Annotated in this window: 13 protein-coding genes; 4 read left to right on the top strand and 9 right to left on the bottom strand. The window is 73.0% G+C overall.

All coding sequences use genetic code 11. From position 1 onward, the window contains the following. Complete coding sequence (locus A6P39_RS07460; RefSeq protein WP_079133299.1) at positions 1–1,332, bottom strand: VWA domain-containing protein; 1,332 nt, start codon at positions 1,330–1,332, stop codon at positions 1–3. Between the two features lie 53 nt (positions 1,333–1,385). Continuing rightward, positions 1,386–2,243 carry an AAA family ATPase gene (locus A6P39_RS07455; RefSeq protein WP_067044380.1) on the bottom strand — a complete coding sequence of 286 codons (858 nt, stop codon included), beginning with the start codon at positions 2,241–2,243 and terminating at the stop codon, positions 1,386–1,388. A 120-nt stretch (positions 2,244–2,363) separates the two neighbouring features. Here A6P39_RS07455 and A6P39_RS07450 point away from each other — a divergent pair, with 120 nt between their 5' ends. The 4 genes from A6P39_RS07450 (at position 2,364) to A6P39_RS07435 (ending at position 5,442) form a co-directional block, all read left to right on the top strand. Beyond that, the gene (locus tag A6P39_RS07450) at positions 2,364–2,939 is read left to right on the top strand and encodes a TetR/AcrR family transcriptional regulator (RefSeq protein WP_067044384.1); all 576 of its coding nucleotides are present in this window, start codon (positions 2,364–2,366) and stop codon (positions 2,937–2,939) included. A gap of 156 nt (positions 2,940–3,095) precedes the next feature. Then, a complete protein-coding gene (locus A6P39_RS07445) occupies positions 3,096–3,839 on the top strand; it encodes an ABC transporter permease (protein WP_079133300.1) in 744 nt (247 codons plus the stop codon). Continuing rightward, entirely contained in the window at positions 3,836–4,507 is a 672-nt protein-coding gene (locus tag A6P39_RS07440; protein ID WP_067044386.1) for an ABC transporter permease, read from the top strand. Before A6P39_RS07445 ends, A6P39_RS07440 begins: the two co-directional genes overlap by 4 nt. Next, positions 4,504–5,442: an ABC transporter substrate-binding protein gene (locus tag A6P39_RS07435; protein WP_067044389.1), complete on the top strand. Its 939-nt coding sequence runs from the start codon at positions 4,504–4,506 to the stop codon at positions 5,440–5,442. Before A6P39_RS07440 ends, A6P39_RS07435 begins: the two co-directional genes overlap by 4 nt. A gap of 20 nt (positions 5,443–5,462) precedes the next feature. Here A6P39_RS07435 and A6P39_RS07430 read toward each other — a convergent pair whose 3' ends face one another. The 7 genes from A6P39_RS07430 to rhaI form a co-directional block, all read right to left on the bottom strand. Next, a complete protein-coding gene (locus A6P39_RS07430) occupies positions 5,463–6,617 on the bottom strand; it encodes an ABC transporter ATP-binding protein (protein ID WP_067044392.1) in 1,155 nt (384 codons plus the stop codon). Between the two features lie 61 nt (positions 6,618–6,678). Then, positions 6,679–7,320 carry a LutC/YkgG family protein gene (locus A6P39_RS07425; protein WP_067044395.1) on the bottom strand — a complete coding sequence of 214 codons (642 nt, stop codon included), beginning with the start codon at positions 7,318–7,320 and terminating at the stop codon, positions 6,679–6,681. Then, positions 7,317–8,822: a LutB/LldF family L-lactate oxidation iron-sulfur protein gene (locus A6P39_RS07420; RefSeq protein WP_067044398.1), complete on the bottom strand. Its 1,506-nt coding sequence runs from the start codon at positions 8,820–8,822 to the stop codon at positions 7,317–7,319. The genes A6P39_RS07425 and A6P39_RS07420 overlap by 4 nt, the downstream gene beginning before the upstream one ends. Then, positions 8,819–9,574, bottom strand: coding sequence for a (Fe-S)-binding protein (locus tag A6P39_RS07415; RefSeq protein WP_067044401.1), 756 nt, complete (start codon positions 9,572–9,574; stop codon positions 8,819–8,821). The genes A6P39_RS07420 and A6P39_RS07415 overlap by 4 nt, the downstream gene beginning before the upstream one ends. A gap of 154 nt (positions 9,575–9,728) precedes the next feature. Then, a complete protein-coding gene (locus A6P39_RS07410; RefSeq protein WP_199840770.1) occupies positions 9,729–11,177 on the bottom strand; it encodes a rhamnulokinase in 1,449 nt (482 codons plus the stop codon). Then, positions 11,174–13,213, bottom strand: a complete 2,040-nt coding sequence (locus A6P39_RS07405) for a bifunctional rhamnulose-1-phosphate aldolase/short-chain dehydrogenase (RefSeq protein ID WP_067044412.1) — start codon at positions 13,211–13,213, stop codon at positions 11,174–11,176. Before A6P39_RS07405 ends, A6P39_RS07410 begins: the two co-directional genes overlap by 4 nt. A gap of 109 nt (positions 13,214–13,322) precedes the next feature. After that, positions 13,323–14,492, bottom strand: coding sequence for an L-rhamnose isomerase (gene rhaI, locus A6P39_RS07400; RefSeq protein ID WP_067044414.1), 1,170 nt, complete (start codon positions 14,490–14,492; stop codon positions 13,323–13,325). Positions 14,493–14,551 lie beyond the last annotated feature (59 nt).

Below are 14,551 nucleotides of genomic sequence, written 5' to 3'. Positions count from 1 at the left end.
TCACACCGGCAGCAGCCGGGCGATCAGCGCGCTGAGCTGACGGGCCGTACGGCACTCGTGCATCTCGACCAGGCCGGCGTAGGCGGGCGCGGCCGAGTCGCCGGTGCCCCAGCGGTCCTTCGGCTCCGGGTTCAGCCAGTACACGCGCCGGGCCCGCCGGGCGACCTCACGTACGGCGGCCAGGTTCGGGTCGCTCATGTTCGTGCGCGCGTCGCCGAGGACGAACACGGTCGTGCGCGGGCCGACCGCGTCGCCGTACCGCCCGGTGAACTCGCCCAGTGCCACGCCGTAGTCGCTGCTGCCGTGCCAGCCGGTGAGCGTGGCCTCGGCGCGGATGCGGGCACCGAGCCCTTCGGGGTCGGCGCGGCCGTGCTCGAGCAGTGCGGTCACCTCGTCGAGCCGGTTGACGAAGGCGAACACCCGGATCTTGCTGAACTGGTCGTGCAGCGCCTGGACCAGCAGCATCGTGAAGTCCGAGAAGCCCGACACCGAGCCGGACACATCGCACAGCAGGACCAGTTCGGGGCGGACCGGGCGGCGCCTGCGCAGCACCGGCCGCATCGGCACGCCGCCGGTGGACAGCGAGGAGCGCAGCGTGCGCCGCAGGTCGACCGTGCCGCGCGCGGCGCGGCGCCGGCGCGCGGCCAGCCGGGTGGCCAGCTTGCGTGCGAGCGGCTGAACCGCCCTGCGCAGTTCGGCGAGTTGGTCCCGGCCCGCGAACAGGAAGTCCACCCGGTCCGCGGTCGGCAGGACACCGCGCCGGGCGATCTCGTCCCGCCCGCGCCGCTCCGCGACCCGGCGCCGTGCCTCCGTCCCGACCATCCGCCGGAACTGCTCGATCCTGCGCCGGATCTCGTCGTCCAGCAGCCGGTCGGCGAAGCCGTCCCCGCCACTGTCCCCGTTCCCGCTCCCGTCCCCGCGCCCGTTCCGGCCCCGGAGATCCGCCCGCACCCGGGCCAACAGGGTCTGCGGGCGCAGCCGTTCGAGGGTCTGGTACGCCGAGAAGCCGTCGGAGCCCGGTGAACTGCCGTATCCGCCCATGCCGTCGACCGCCTCGGCCGCCAGCCGGGCCATCTGAGCCTGGTCGCCCGCGGCAAGTGCCTCGGCCAGCCGGTCGCGCAGCTCGTCGCGGTCCGCGCCGGCGCCGGCGCCGTGCAGGCCCCCGACCGTGCGCGGGAAGTACAGGTCGAAGACCGGGTCGAACACCGCCCGCTGACCCGGGCCGTGCAGCAGCGTCGCGGCCAGCCCCTCCCGCAGCAGCTCCCGGTCCGCGAGCCCCAGCGCCTCGACCGCGCGGGCCGCGTCCACGCTCTCGCCGGTGCCGATCCGCATCCCGTGCGCGCGCAGCGCCCCGACCAGGCCGGTGACCCGCTCGGCGACCTCGGTCACAGCGCGTCCAGGTCGAGCTTCGCCGCCGCCTTCTGGATGTCGTCCTGGTGCTTGAGGATCACCCCGAGACTGTCGCGTACGACCGTCTCGTCCAGCGTGCCGGCGCCCAGGGCCAGCAGGGTCCGCGCCCAGTCGACGGTCTCGGCGACGGACGGCGCCTTGCGCAGGTCCATCGCGCGCAGCGCCCCGACCACCCGGACCACCGACTCGGCCAGCGCCTCGGGAAGGCCCGGCACCTTCAGCCGGACGATCCGCCGCTCCAGCTCCTGTTCGGGGAAGCCGATGTGCAGGAACAGGCACCGCCGGCGCAGCGCCTCGGACAGCTCCCGGCCGGCGTTGGAGGTGAGGACGACGAACGGGCGGCGGGTCGCGGTGACCGTGCCCAGCTCCGGGACCGTGATCTGGAAGTCGCTGAGCACCTCAAGCAGCAGCCCCTCCATCTCCACGTCGGCCTTGTCGGTCTCGTCGATCAGCAGCACCGTCGGCTCGTCCCCGCGGATCGCGGTGAGCAGTGGGCGGGGCAGCAGGAACTCCTCGCTGAAGATGTCGGTGCGGGTCTCGTCCCAGCTCTCGTCGCGGCCCGCGCTGATGCGCAGCAGCTGCTTGGCGTGGTTCCACTCGTACAGGGCCCGGGACTCGTCCACGCCCTCGTAGCACTGCAGCCGGACCAGCCGGGCCCCGGCCACCTGGGCGACGGCCTTGGCCAGCTCGGTCTTGCCCACCCCGGCGGGTCCCTCCACCAGCAGCGGCTTGCCCAGCCGGCCGGCGAGGAACACGGTTGTGGCGACCGCGGGCGAGGCGAGGTAGCCGGTCTCGGCGAGGCGGGCGGAGACGTCGTCGACGGACGTGAACAACGGGGCCTCCGGCGGGTCGGGAACAGGATCCGGCTCCTATCTAAGCGCTTGTTCACCCGCCGTGTCACGGGGATACACCGATCGGTTTCCCCGCTGCCCGTGCCGAGGTAACCTCAGCGTATGCCCACCACCCCCGACAAGGCGTCCTCCCGCGACCGGCTGCTCGACGCGGCCGCCAGGCTCTCCTACCGAGACGGCGTCGGCATCGGCATCGAGGCCCTGTGCCGGGAGGCCGGTGTCTCCAAGCGGTCGATGTACCAGCTCTTCGACAGCAAGGACGCGATGCTGGCCGCGAGCCTGGAGCGGCGGATCCCGCGCTACGAGGCCCGCCTCGCGCACCCCGACCCGCAGCGTGCCACCCCGCGCGAGCGCATCCTCCACATCTTCGAGCAGGTGACGAAGTCCGCCGCGGACCCCGACTACCACGGCTGCCCCTACCTGGCCGTCCTGGTCGAGCTGAAGGACCCGCAGCACCCGGCGAGCGTGGTCGCCCGCACCGTCAAGGAGCGTCTGACGCAGGCCTTCCGCGCCGAGGCGGAACGCGGCGGCGCCCGCGACCCCGAACTGCTCGCCCGCCAGCTGGTCCTGGTCTTCGACGGCGCCAGCGCCCGGGCCGGCGCGAGGGTGGAACGCCTGGACGACGGCCTCGCCACCACGACGGCGACCGCCCTGCTGGACGCGGCGGGGATGGCCTGACCCGGGAGCCTGCGTCCACGTCCACCGGGGCGGACGGTGGTCGCGCCGGTGGACGGCACCACCCGCACCGGCCTGCTCGACGCGGACATGCCCGGCTTCGCTCGTACGGGCCAGCCCACCGCGCCGCACCCCTCGCCCGCCCTGTCCAATGGAACCGTGACCGCGCCCCCGCACGACTGCCTCGCGCGCAATGACTGGATCTGCGGCGCCTACCTCAGCACGCGCCGGCACATCCTGCTCGACGCGGTCGTACAGCACCTCCGGCTGACCGCCCTGTCGGTCCTCATCGGCCTGGTCGTCGCCGTGCCGCTCGCGGTACTGGCCCGCCGCTGGCGCTGGGCGGCCGGACCGGTCCTCGCCGTGACGACCGTCCTCTACACCATCCCCTCGCTCGCCATGTTCTCCCTGCTCCTGCCGCTGTACGGTCTGTCGGCCACCCTCGTCGTCGCCGGGCTGGTGCTCTACTCGCTCACCCTGCTCGTCCGGAACATCCTCGCGGGCCTGCGGGCGGTGCCCGAGGAGACCCGGCAGGCCGCGCGCGGCCTCGGCTACGGCCCGGTCCGGCTGCTGCTCACCGTGGAGCTGCCCCTCGCGCTGCCCGCCGCGATGGCCGGACTGCGCATCGCCACCGTCTCGGCGGTCTCCCTGGTCACGGTCGGCGCGATCGTCGGCTTCGGCGGCCTCGGCAACCTGATCTACGCGGGCATGAACACCTACTTCAAGGCCCAGGTGCTCACCGCGTCCGTGCTGTGCGTGCTGATCGCCGTCGCGGCCGATGTGCTGCTGCTCGGCGTGCAGTGGCTGATCACACCGTGGACGAGGGCCGGGCGGGCGCGTGCGCCCACCGGGCGAGGCCGGCCGCGCACGAGGCTCCTCGGGGCCGGAGCGGGCCGCGGATGAGCACCCTCACCGCGAGCTGGCACTGGCTCACCGACCCCGCGCACTGGTCCGGCGACGACGGCATCCGCAGCCGGCTGCTCCAGCACCTCGTCCTCACCGTCGTGTGTCTCGCCGCCAGCTGTGTGATCGCGCTCCCGCTCGCCCTGGTCCTCGGCCACCTCGGCAAGGGCGGTGCGCTCGCCGTGAACATCTCCAACGCCGGCCGGGCCGTCCCCACCTTCGCCGTCCTGGTGCTGCTGCTCCTGACCCCGGTCGGGAGGTGGGGCGAGGGGCCCACCGTGGTGGCGCTGGTGCTGTTCGCCGTGCCGCCGCTGCTCACCAACGCCTACGTCGGCATGCGCGAGGTCGACCGCGGCATCGTCCAGGCGGCTCGGGGCATGGGGATGACCGGACGGCAGATGCTGCTGCACGTGGAACTGCCCCTCGCCCTCCCGCTGGTCATGACCGGGGTCCGGATCGCCGCCGTCCAGCTGGTCGCCACCGCCACCATCGCCGCGCTCGCGGGCGGCGGCGGCCTCGGCCGGATCATCACCGCCGGCTTCAACCTGGCCAGTACGCCCCAGGTGGTCGCCGGCGCGGTCCTGGTCGCCGTGTTCGCGCTGATCGTCGAGGCCGTCTTCGCGATCGCCGAACGGCTCGCCCCGCGCTGGGCACGAGGGCCCGGATGAGGCTCCGTACGGCCGCCGTCGCCGCGCTCCTCGCCCTCGCCGCCTGCACCACCGGACCCTCCCTGGAGAACCGCGGCGAGGTCACCGCCCCGCCCGGCGACAGCCACCACCTCACCATCGGCTCGGCCGGCTTCACCGAGAGCGACCTGCTCGCCCAGATGTACGCCCAGTTGCTGAACCAGGCCGGCTACCGGACCTCGATGCTCACGGTCGCCAACCGGGAGCTGTACGAACCGGCCCTGGAGTCCGGCCAGATCGACGTCGTGCCCGAGTACGCGGCCACCCTCGCCGACTGGCTGAACGCCAGGACCCACGGCGCCGGCGCGAAGCCCGTCGGCTCACCCGACCTCGACGCGACGATGCGGGCCCTGCGCGGGCTCGCCGCCCCGCGCGGCCTCACCGTCCTCGCGCCCGGCCGCGCCGTCGACCAGAACGCCTTCGCCGTACGCGCCGACTACGCCCGCGAACACCGTCTCAAGAACCTCAGCGACCTGGGCGCCTCGGGGCTGAAGGTGCGCCTCGCGGCGGGCGACGAGTGCGTCCGACGGCCGTACTGCGAACCGGGGTTGAAGAAGGTCTACGGCATCGACGTCACGGGCGTCGACCCCAAGGGCGTCGGTACCACCCAGGCCAAGCGGGCCGTGCAGGCGGGCCGGGACCAGATGGTGCTGACCACCACCACGGACGCCACGCTGGACCAGTTCGGCCTGGTGCTCCTCGCCGACGACAAGCACCTCCAGAACGCCGACTACATCGTCCCGGTCGTCAACCGCTCCCGCGCGGGCGGCGAGGGCGTGACCAAGGCGCTCGGCAGGCTCAACGACGTCCTGACGACGGCCGACCTGGCGTCCATGAACCAGCAGGTCGACAGCTGGCGCCGGCTGCCCGCCGACGTCGCCCGCACCTATCTCACGGACAAGGGCCTGCTGAAGTAGGCCGATCGGCCCTGCCCGGCTCAGGCGTCCGACACCGAGTCGAACGGCACCTGCCCGCGCGCCACGCCCCGCGCGTCCGCGTCCACCGAGCGGCGCAGCGCCTCGTGCAGCTTCGCCGGGGTGAGCACGCCGAGGAAGCGCGCCCCGTCCAGCACCGCGACCCACCCGGCGTCGTGCTGAAGCATCACCCCGAACGCCTGCTTGAGAGGCGCGCCCACCGGCACCCACGCGGTCATCCGGTGGGTGCCGTCCCCGACCGTGCCGCCCGCCGCCAGGGCGTCGATGCCGACCCAGCCGTGCAGGTCGCCGTCCGCGTCCAGGACGACCGCCCAGCGCGCGCCCTCGGCCCGCAGCCGCTCCCGGGCCCGCTCGGCGCGCTCGTCCAGCCGGGCCACGGGAGGCTGTTCCAGGTCGTCCGGCTCGATCTCGGTGACCGACAGCCGCTTGAGCCCCCGGTCGGCGCCCACGAAGGAGGCGACGTACGGCGTGGCGGGCGCGCCGAGCACCGCGCCGGGCGTGTCGAACTGCTCGATCCGGCCCTGCCCGTACACGGCGATCCGGTCACCGAGCCGGACGGCCTCCTCGATGTCGTGCGTGACCAGCAGCACCGTCTTGCGCACCGCGGCCTGCATGCGCAGGAACTCGTCCTGCAACTGCTCGCGCACCACCGGGTCGACCGCGCCGAACGGCTCGTCCATCAGCAGCACCGGCGGATCCGCGGCGAGCGCCCGCGCCACCCCGACCCGCTGCCGCTGCCCGCCGGACAGCTGTTCCGGGTAGCGCGGGCCGTACGTCTTCGGATCGAGCCCGACCAGGTCGAGCAGCTCGGCCGCCCGCGCCCGGGCCTTCGCCCGCTTCCAGCCGAGCAGCGCGGGCACGGTCGCGGTGTTGTCGAGGACGGTGCGGTGCGGGAAGAGGCCCACCTGCTGGATGACGTACCCGATCCGGCGGCGCAGCCGCACGGGGTCGACGCGGGCGACGTCCTCGCCGTCGACGAGGATCCGGCCCGAGGTCGGCTCGATGAGCCGGTTCACCATCATCATGGTCGTCGTCTTGCCGCAGCCGGACGGCCCGACGAGCGTGACCAACTCGCCCTCGGCGACCTCGAAGGAGAGGTCGTCCACGGCCGTCGTCCCGTCCGGATACCGCTTGGTGACCTGCTCGAACCGGATCATTCCCTCACGCTAACGGGGCCGTGCGCGCCCTGCCCGCCGGCGTGGCGCAACGGGGCACCGGTCAGCCGAGCAGGATCACCTCCAGCGTGCGCGGTCCGTGCACGCCCTCGACCCGGTCCAGCTCGATGTCGCTCGTCGCCGAGGGGCCCGAGATCCACGTCAACGGCCGTGCCGGATCGAGGCGTTCGAGGGCCTCGGGCACGGAGGAGACGACCTGGTCCGGGACCCGGACGACACAGATGTGGTGATCGGGGATCAGGGTGATGCGGCGCCGGCCCTGGTCGGGGGAGCCGTCCAGGACGATCGTGCCCGTCTCGGCGATCGCCACCGCACACCCCGTCACCACACTGCCCACCCGGTCCAGCCGCTGCGGAGTACCGGCTGCCCGGTCGTGGATCCACACCGGGTCGGCGGCGGCCAGCCAGTCCGGCGGCAGTCCGGGCGGCACGAGCATTTCCTGCGAGCCGCGCCTGGCCAGCAGCCGCATGATGAGCATCCGCACGTCCTCGGCGGCGGCGCGGTGCACGATCGCCCGGTAGTCCGCCAGGTTCTCGGCCAGCAGCTCCACCGTTTCCTCGGTGCTGCGCCGCCCGTGCACGCGCAGATAGTCCCGGCCCACGGCCTCCTCGTACGGCCGTTCGTCCGGGACCACATCGGCGAGCGCCCGCCGTACCCGGCCCAGCACCCTTTCCCTGCTGCTCACTTGGCGCCTCCCTTGTCGTCGCCGGCACCGCGGGTGCGCTGCCACCAGTCCCGGAACGGCTCCGCCGGCACCGGCGGCAGATCCCGGGTGCCGGACCAGGCCCGGCCCGGGCCCGGCAGGGTGCGGGGGTGCAGCCGGCGAGTGCGGGAGGCGAACCGCTGGCCGGTGCGCAGGGCGCCCGGCCGGGCCAGCGCCCAGCGGGCCGCGCGCATGGCCGCACGCTCGGCCGCGTGCCCCTTGGCCGGTTTCAGCAGCACCCGGTTGCCCGCCCGCACCGCCGGACCGCCCTCGGCCACCCGCTCCCGCAGGTGCACCAGCACCTCCGGGATGTCGATGGCGACCGGGCAGACGTCGTAGCACGCCCCGCACAGACTCGACGCGTACGGCAGCGAGGCGTCGATCTCGCTTGCCGTGCCCCGCAGTTGAGGACTCAGAATCGCGCCGATCGGGCCCGGGTAGACCGAGCCGTAGGCGTGCCCGCCCGCGCGCTCGTAGACGGGGCAGACATTGAGACAGGCCGAGCAGCGGATGCAGCGCAGGGCCTGGCGGCCGACCTGGTCGGCGAGCGCGTCGGTGCGGCCGTTGTCGAGCAGCACCAGATGGAAGGCCCGGGGCCCGTCGGCCGTTTCGGAGTCCGTCGTGCCGGTCCACATGCTGGTGTACGGGTTCATGCGCTCGGCCGTGGAGGAGCGGGGGAGTGTCTGCAGGAAGACCTCCAGGTCCCGCCAGGTCGGCACCACCTTCTCGATGCCGACGACCGAGATCAGCGTCTCGGGGAGGGTCAGGCACATCCGGCCGTTCCCCTCGGACTCCACCACCACCAGCGTGCCGGTCTCGGCGACCATGAAGTTGGCGCCGGAGACGCCGACCTTGGCCCGCAGGAACTTCTCCCGCAGGTGCAGCCGTGCCGCCTCGGCGAGTTCGGCGGGCGTGTCCGTCAGTCCCTCGGGAGCCGGGCGGCCCCACGCGCCCATCTCGGCGCGGAAGATGTCCCGGATCTCGCCCCGGTTGCGGTGGATGGCCGGGACCAGGATGTGCGAGGGCCGGTCCTTGCCCAACTGCACGATCAGCTCGGCGAGATCGGTCTCGTAGGCCCGGATGCCCGCTGCCTCGAGGGCCTCGTTGAGCCCGATCTCCTGCGTGGCCATCGACTTGACCTTGACGACCTCCGACTCGCCGGTCGCCTTGACGAGGCCGGTCACGATCCGGTTGGCCTCCGCGGCGTCGGCCGCCCAGTGGACCGTACCGCCTGCCCGCGTGACCGACTCCTCCAACTGCTCCAGATACCGGTCGAGATGGCGCAGCGTGTGGTCCTTGATGCGCCGGCCCGCCTCCCTCAGCTCCGCCCAGTCGGAGACCTCCGCGACCGCCTTGGCCCGCTTGGCGCGGATGGTGTGGGTGGCGTGCCGCAGATTACCGCGCAGGGTCGGGTCGTGGACGGCTTCGCGGGCCGCCTCGGGGAACGCCGGGTGTACGGGCATGCCTACGAACGTCCCGCTCATAGGGCCGGTTCCTCCTCCGTGCTCGCCAGGATCTCCGCGATGTGCACCGGCCGCAGGCCCGACCGCAGCCGGCTCATCGTGCCGCCGATGTGCATCAGACACGAGTTGTCGGCCGCGCACAGCACCTGCGCGCCCGTCGACTCGGCGGCGCGCACCTTGTCCGTGCCCATCGCCGCCGACACCTCGGCGTTCTTCAGCGCGAAGGTGCCGCCGAACCCGCAGCACTCCTCGGCGCCCGGCAGCTCGACCAGTTCCAGCCCCTTGACGGCCTCCAGCAGCCGCCGGGGCCGGTCGCCGAGCCCGAGACCGCGCAGGCCGTGGCAGGTGGGATGGTAGGTGACCTTGTGCGGGTAGTACGCGCCCACGTCCAACGCCCCGACCACGTCCACCAGGAACTCCGTCAGTTCGTACGTCTTCGGCACCACCGGGGCCAGTGCCCGGGCCAGCGAGTCCCCGCGCCCCTCGGCCCGCGCCCGCTCGCCCAGCCGGGGATACAGCTCCCGCACCATCGCCGCACACGATCCGGACGGGGTCACGATCGCCTCGTAGTCGCCGAAGACATCGGAGAAGTGCCGGGCCAGCGGCTCCGTCTCGTGCCGGTAACCGGTGTTGTAGTGCGCCTGCCCGCAACACGTCTGGCCCAGCGGGAAGTCGACCTCGACGCCCAGTCTGGTCAGCAGTTTCACCACGGCACGGCCGGTGTCCGGATAGAGCGTGTCGTTGATACAGGTCAGGAACAGGGCGACACGCATCGCGGCTCCTCGGGGTCGGTCATCGGACGAGTGCAGGGTAGTAGGCGCATACCCGCCGAGGGGAGAGGGCGACTCGCCGCCGGGCGGGCGCGCCGAGCCGCGGGCCCACTGCGGGACAGGCGCACTGTGCGGCGGGCGGGCCGAGCGGCGGGGGTCACCGCGGGGCGAGCCGTGCCTCGGCCGCCCGCCAGCGGGCACCGCCGCCGCGCGGTGCGTACCGGGTCAGCGGCTGGGTACGGGTGAGCAGCCGGCGCATCGCGGCCAGGTCACCGCCCTGCCCGTGGGCGCGGGCCTGGACGAGGACGTTGCCGAGGGCCGCCGCCTCCGTCGCGCCGGCCACCACGGGCAGCCCGCAGGCGTCCGCCGTCAGCTGGCACAGCAGCGCGTTGCGGGTGCCGCCGCCGACGACGTACACCACGTCCACCGGATGGTCGGCGAGGCGCTGCGCGTCGGCGACGGCCCGCCGGTGGGCGAGGGCGAGGGAGTCGAGGATGCAGCGGGTGGTCTCGGCCCGGGTCCTGGGCGCCGGCTGCCCCGAGGCCCGGCACGCGGCGGCGATCCGCTCCGGCATCCGCCCCGGCGCCAGGAACGCCTCGTCCCCGGCGTCCACCACCGACCGCAGCGCCGGCACGGTCCCGGCCTCGCGCAGCAGCAGCCCCAAGTCCGGCTCGCCCCAGGTGCGTTGGCACTCCTGGAGCAGCCACAGCCCCATGATGTTGCGCAGATACCGGACGGTGCCGTCCAGCCCCAGCTCGTTGGTGAAGTTCGCCGCCCGGGACTCCTCGGTGAGCACCGGAGCGGTCAGCTCCAGCCCCGCCAGGGACCAGGTGCCGGTGCAGATGTAGGCGAAGCGCTCACCGGCCGCCGGGACGGCGGCCACCGCGGAGGCGGTGTCGTGCGAGCCCACGGCCGTCACCGGGACCGGCCCGGCCAGCCCGGTCTCCGCCAGCACCTCGGGCCGCAGCACGCCCGCCGGATCCCCCGGCGCCCGCAGCGGAGCGAACAGGCCTAGGTCGATGCCGAGCCGCTCGGCCACCTCGTACGACCAGGTCCGCGTCCGCGGATCGACGAGCTGTGTGGTGGAGGCGTTGGTCAGCTCGGTGCCCTGCTCACCGGTGAGCCAGTACGTCAGCAGATCCGGGATGAGCAACAGCCGGGTGGCGCGGGCGAACTGCTCCGTGCCCCGGGCGGCGACGAGCTGGTACACGGTGTTGAAGCGGGCGTACTGGAGCCCGGTCGCCGCGTACAGTTCCGCGGCCGGCACGGTCGCCCACACCTTCTCGGCGACGCCCTCCGTGCGGGCGTCGCGGTAGTGGACCGGGTTGCCCAGCAGGGCCCCGTCGGCGTCCAGCAGGCCGTAGTCGACGGCCCAGCTGTCGATGCCCACGGAATCCACCGGACCCGCCGCCCGCAGCCCCTCCAGCACACCGCCGTACAGCGCGAGCACGTCCCAGCGCAGCCCCTCCGGGACGCGCACCGGCCGGTTGGGGAACCGGTGCGCCTCGCCGACCTCCAGCGAGTGGGGCCCCACGCGGCCGACCATCACCCGCCCGCTGGACGCGCCCAGATCGACGGCGGCGTACGACTTCACGCCCGCGCTCATCGCAGGAACGCGGCCGCCACACCCGCGTCGACCGGGATGTGCAACCCGGTGGTGTGCGTGAGGTCCCCGCCCGTGAGCGCGAAGACGGCGCCCGCGACATGCTCGGGCAGCACCTCCCGCTTGAGGATCGTCCGCTGCGCGTAGAACTCGCCCAGTTTCTCCTCCGGCACCCCGTACACCGCCGCCCGTTGCGCACCCCAGCCGCCCGCGAAGATCCCGGAACCGCGCACCACCCCGTCCGGGTTGACGCCGTTGACCCGGATCCCGTGTTCGCCCAGCTCGGCGGCCAGCAGCCGGACTTGATGAGCCTGGTCGGCCTTGGCGGCGGAGTAGGCGATGTTGTTGGGACCGGCGAAGACGGCGTTCTTGGAGGCGATGCAGACGATGTCCCCGCCCAGCCCCTGGGCGATCATCACGCGGGCCGCCTCCCGCGACACGAGGAAGGACCCGCGGGCCATGATGTCGTGCTGGAGGTCCCAGTCCCGCACCGAAGTCTCCAGCAGGGGCTTGGAGATGGAGATCCCGGCGTTGTTCACGACGAGGTCGACCCCGCCGAAGGCGAGCACGGCCGCCCGGAACGCGGCGGCGATCTGCTCCTCGTCGGTGACGTCCACGGTGACGGCGACGGCCTTGTCGGACCCGCCCAGCTCCTCGGCGACGGCCGCGGCACGGTCGGCATCGAGGTCGGCGACCACGACACACGCCCCCTCGGCCGCGAGCCGGTGCGCGACGGCCTTCCCGATCCCGCTGCCGGCCCCCGTCACCAGCGCCACCCGGGTCGCCAGGGGCCTCGGCGGCGGCATCCGCTGCAGCTTGGCCTCCTCCAGCGCCCAGTACTCGATCCGGAACTTCTCGGCCTCCTCGATCGGCGCATACGTGGAAACCGCCTCCGCGCCCCGCATCACGTTGATGGCGTTGACGTAGAACTCACCGGCCACCCGGGCGGTCTGCTTGTCCTTGCCGAAGGAGAACATCCCCACGCCGGGGATCAGCACGATCGCCGGATCGGCACCGCGCATCGCGGGGGAGCCGGGCCGGGCGTGGCGCGCGTAATAGGCGGCGTACTCCTCCCGGTACGCGGCGTGCAGCTCCTTCAGCCGGGCGACGGCGTCCTCGAGGGGAGCGGCCGGGGGCAGGTCGAGCACCAGCGGCCGTATCTTCGTCCGCAGGAAGTGATCGGGGCAGGAGGTGCCGAGCGCGGCCAGCCGGGGATGTCCGGCGCGGGCGAGGAAGTCCAGGACGACGTCGCAGTCGTCGAAGTGCCCGACCTGAGCCTTGTCCCGGGAGGCGAGGGCGCGCACGTACGGCGCGAGCGCCGCCGCCCGCTCCCGCCGCTCGGCCGCGGGCAGCGCCGCGTACCCCTCGATGGCGGGCCCGAAGGGCTCCGCCTTCCCGCGCTCGGCGAGGAACTCCTCGGCCGTGCGGATGATGTGCAGCGAATTGCGCTCGCACTCCTCGGAGCTGTCGCCCCAGGCGGTGATGCCGTGTCCGCCGAGGACGCATCCGACGGCCTGCGGGTGGGCGGCCTTGAGCGCGGCGATGTCGAGCCCCAGCTGGAACCCGGGCCGCCGCCACGGCACCCACACCACGCGGTCCCCGAAACACTCGGCGGTCAGCTTCTCCCCGTCGGCCGCACAGGCGAGCGCGATACCGGAGTCCGGATGCAGATGATCGACGTGCGGGGCGTCCACCAGCGCGTGCATCGCGGTGTCGATGGACGGTGCCGCCCCGCCCCTGCCGTGCAGGCAGTAGTCGAACGCGGCGACCATCTCGTCCTCCCGTTCGACCCCGGGATAGACATCGGCAAGCGCCCGCAGCCGGTCCAGCCGCAGTACGGCCAGGCCGGATTCGGTGAGGGTGCCCAGATCACCGCCCGACCCCTTGACCCACATCAGCTCGACGTCACCACCGGTCACCGGATCGGTTTCGACGCCCTTCGCGGAGGCGTTGCCGCCGGCGTAGTTGGTGTTACGGGGGTCGGAGCCGAGGCGGTGGGAGCGGGAGAGGAGAGCGGCGGCTTGGGGGTTGGTGGTCATGAGTGCGGTTCCTTTTCCAGGAGGGAGGGGGACATACAGGGGCGCGGGGAGCTGCGCGGGAAACCACGACGAACCCGCACTCCGCAACGGCGCTCACCAGAAGGACGCATCACGCCCCCCAGCCGGCCTGCTGCCCCCCGACGCGCTCGGCGACGATCCTCTCGGCCCACCCGGACCGGGCGTACGCGGCAAGCGGATCCGGGTCCAGCCCCATCTCCTCCCGCACCTCACGCAGCAACGGCCGCACATCCGTGCCGTACGCGTCCATCAACACGGCATTCGCGCCCAGCACATCCCCCGCAGCCTGCGCCTCGGCCAACGCCGGCCAGTCGACGAGCAGTGCCTTGCCCGTGGCCTCCTGGACATTCATCACCGAGCGGATGATCGCCGGAATCTTCGCCTCGATGTTGTGACACTGATCGAGCATGAACGCGACGTCGGCCGGGAACCCGCCCCCGCGCAGCACCTCGCACATGATCCGGAACAGCTGGAACGGATCGGCCGCCCCCACCATCAGATCGTCGTCGGCGTAGAACCGGGAGTTGAAGTCGAACCCGCCGAGCTTCCCCTCCCGCAGCAGCGTCGCCACGATGAACTCGATGTTGGTCCCCGGAGCGTGGTGCCCGGTGTCGACGACCACCCGGGCCTTGTCGCCGAGCTTGAGACAGTGCGCGTAGGCGGTTCCCCAGTCCGGCACGTCGGTCGTGTAGAACGACGGCTCGAAGAGCTTGTACTCCAGCAGCATCCGATGTCCCTCGCCGAGCCGCTCGTACACCTCGGCCAGCCCCTCGGCGAGCCGGTCCTGCCGGGCGCGGATGTCGTCCTGCCCGGGATAGTTGGTGCCGTCGGCGAACCACAGCTTCAGGTCCCGGGACCCGGTCGCGTCCATGATGTCGACGCACTCCAGCAGATGCCCGACCGCCTTGCGCCGCACGGCCGCGTCCGGATGACAGATGCTGCCCAGCTTGTAGGCGTCGTCCTGGAAGGTGTTGGAGTTGATCGCGCCCAGCCGCAGCCCGCGCTCCTCGGCGTACTTCGCCAGCTCCGCGTATCCGTCGGGGCCCTCGACGCTGTCCCAGGGAATGTGCAGGGCGACGGTCGGGGCGACACCGGTGAACTCGTGCACCTTCGCCGCGTCCTGGAGCTTCTCCCACGGATCGCGGGGCACGCCGGCCTGGGCGAACACCTTGAAGCGGGTGCCCGAGTTCCCGTACGCCCACGACGGCGTCTCGACGGCCTGGGTCTTGAGCGCGGCCTTCACCGCGGCGAGGTCGGTCACTGCAGGGCTCCTGGTGGTGTGTCGGCCGGAACGGCGGAACGGCGATGCATGGGATACGA

This window comes from Streptomyces sp. FXJ1.172 (genome assembly GCF_001636945.3).
GTDB lineage: Bacteria > Actinomycetota > Actinomycetes > Streptomycetales > Streptomycetaceae > Streptomyces.
This window is presented reverse-complemented; position numbering and strand designations above follow the sequence as displayed.

What these genes read in the sequence shown, in the direction of transcription:
- A6P39_RS07420 (WP_067044398.1), bottom strand. Translation starts at nt 8,822, where the DNA reads ATGAGCGGGACGTTCGTAGGCATGCCCGTACACCCGGCGTTCCCCGAG.
- A6P39_RS07410 (WP_199840770.1), bottom strand. Translation starts at nt 11,177, where the DNA reads ATGAGCGCGGGCGTGAAGTCGTACGCCGCCGTCGATCTGGGCGCGTCC.
- A6P39_RS07460 (WP_079133299.1), bottom strand. Translation starts at nt 1,332, where the DNA reads ATGCGGATCGGCACCGGCGAGAGCGTGGACGCGGCCCGCGCGGTCGAG.
- A6P39_RS07415 (WP_067044401.1), bottom strand. Translation starts at nt 9,574, where the DNA reads ATGCGTGTCGCCCTGTTCCTGACCTGTATCAACGACACGCTCTATCCG.
- A6P39_RS07435 (WP_067044389.1), top strand. Translation starts at nt 4,504, where the DNA reads ATGAGGCTCCGTACGGCCGCCGTCGCCGCGCTCCTCGCCCTCGCCGCC.
- A6P39_RS07405 (WP_067044412.1), bottom strand. Translation starts at nt 13,213, where the DNA reads ATGACCACCAACCCCCAAGCCGCCGCTCTCCTCTCCCGCTCCCACCGC.
- A6P39_RS07440 (WP_067044386.1), top strand. Translation starts at nt 3,836, where the DNA reads ATGAGCACCCTCACCGCGAGCTGGCACTGGCTCACCGACCCCGCGCAC.
- A6P39_RS07450 (WP_067044384.1), top strand. Translation starts at nt 2,364, where the DNA reads ATGCCCACCACCCCCGACAAGGCGTCCTCCCGCGACCGGCTGCTCGAC.
- A6P39_RS07430 (WP_067044392.1), bottom strand. Translation starts at nt 6,617, where the DNA reads ATGATCCGGTTCGAGCAGGTCACCAAGCGGTATCCGGACGGGACGACG.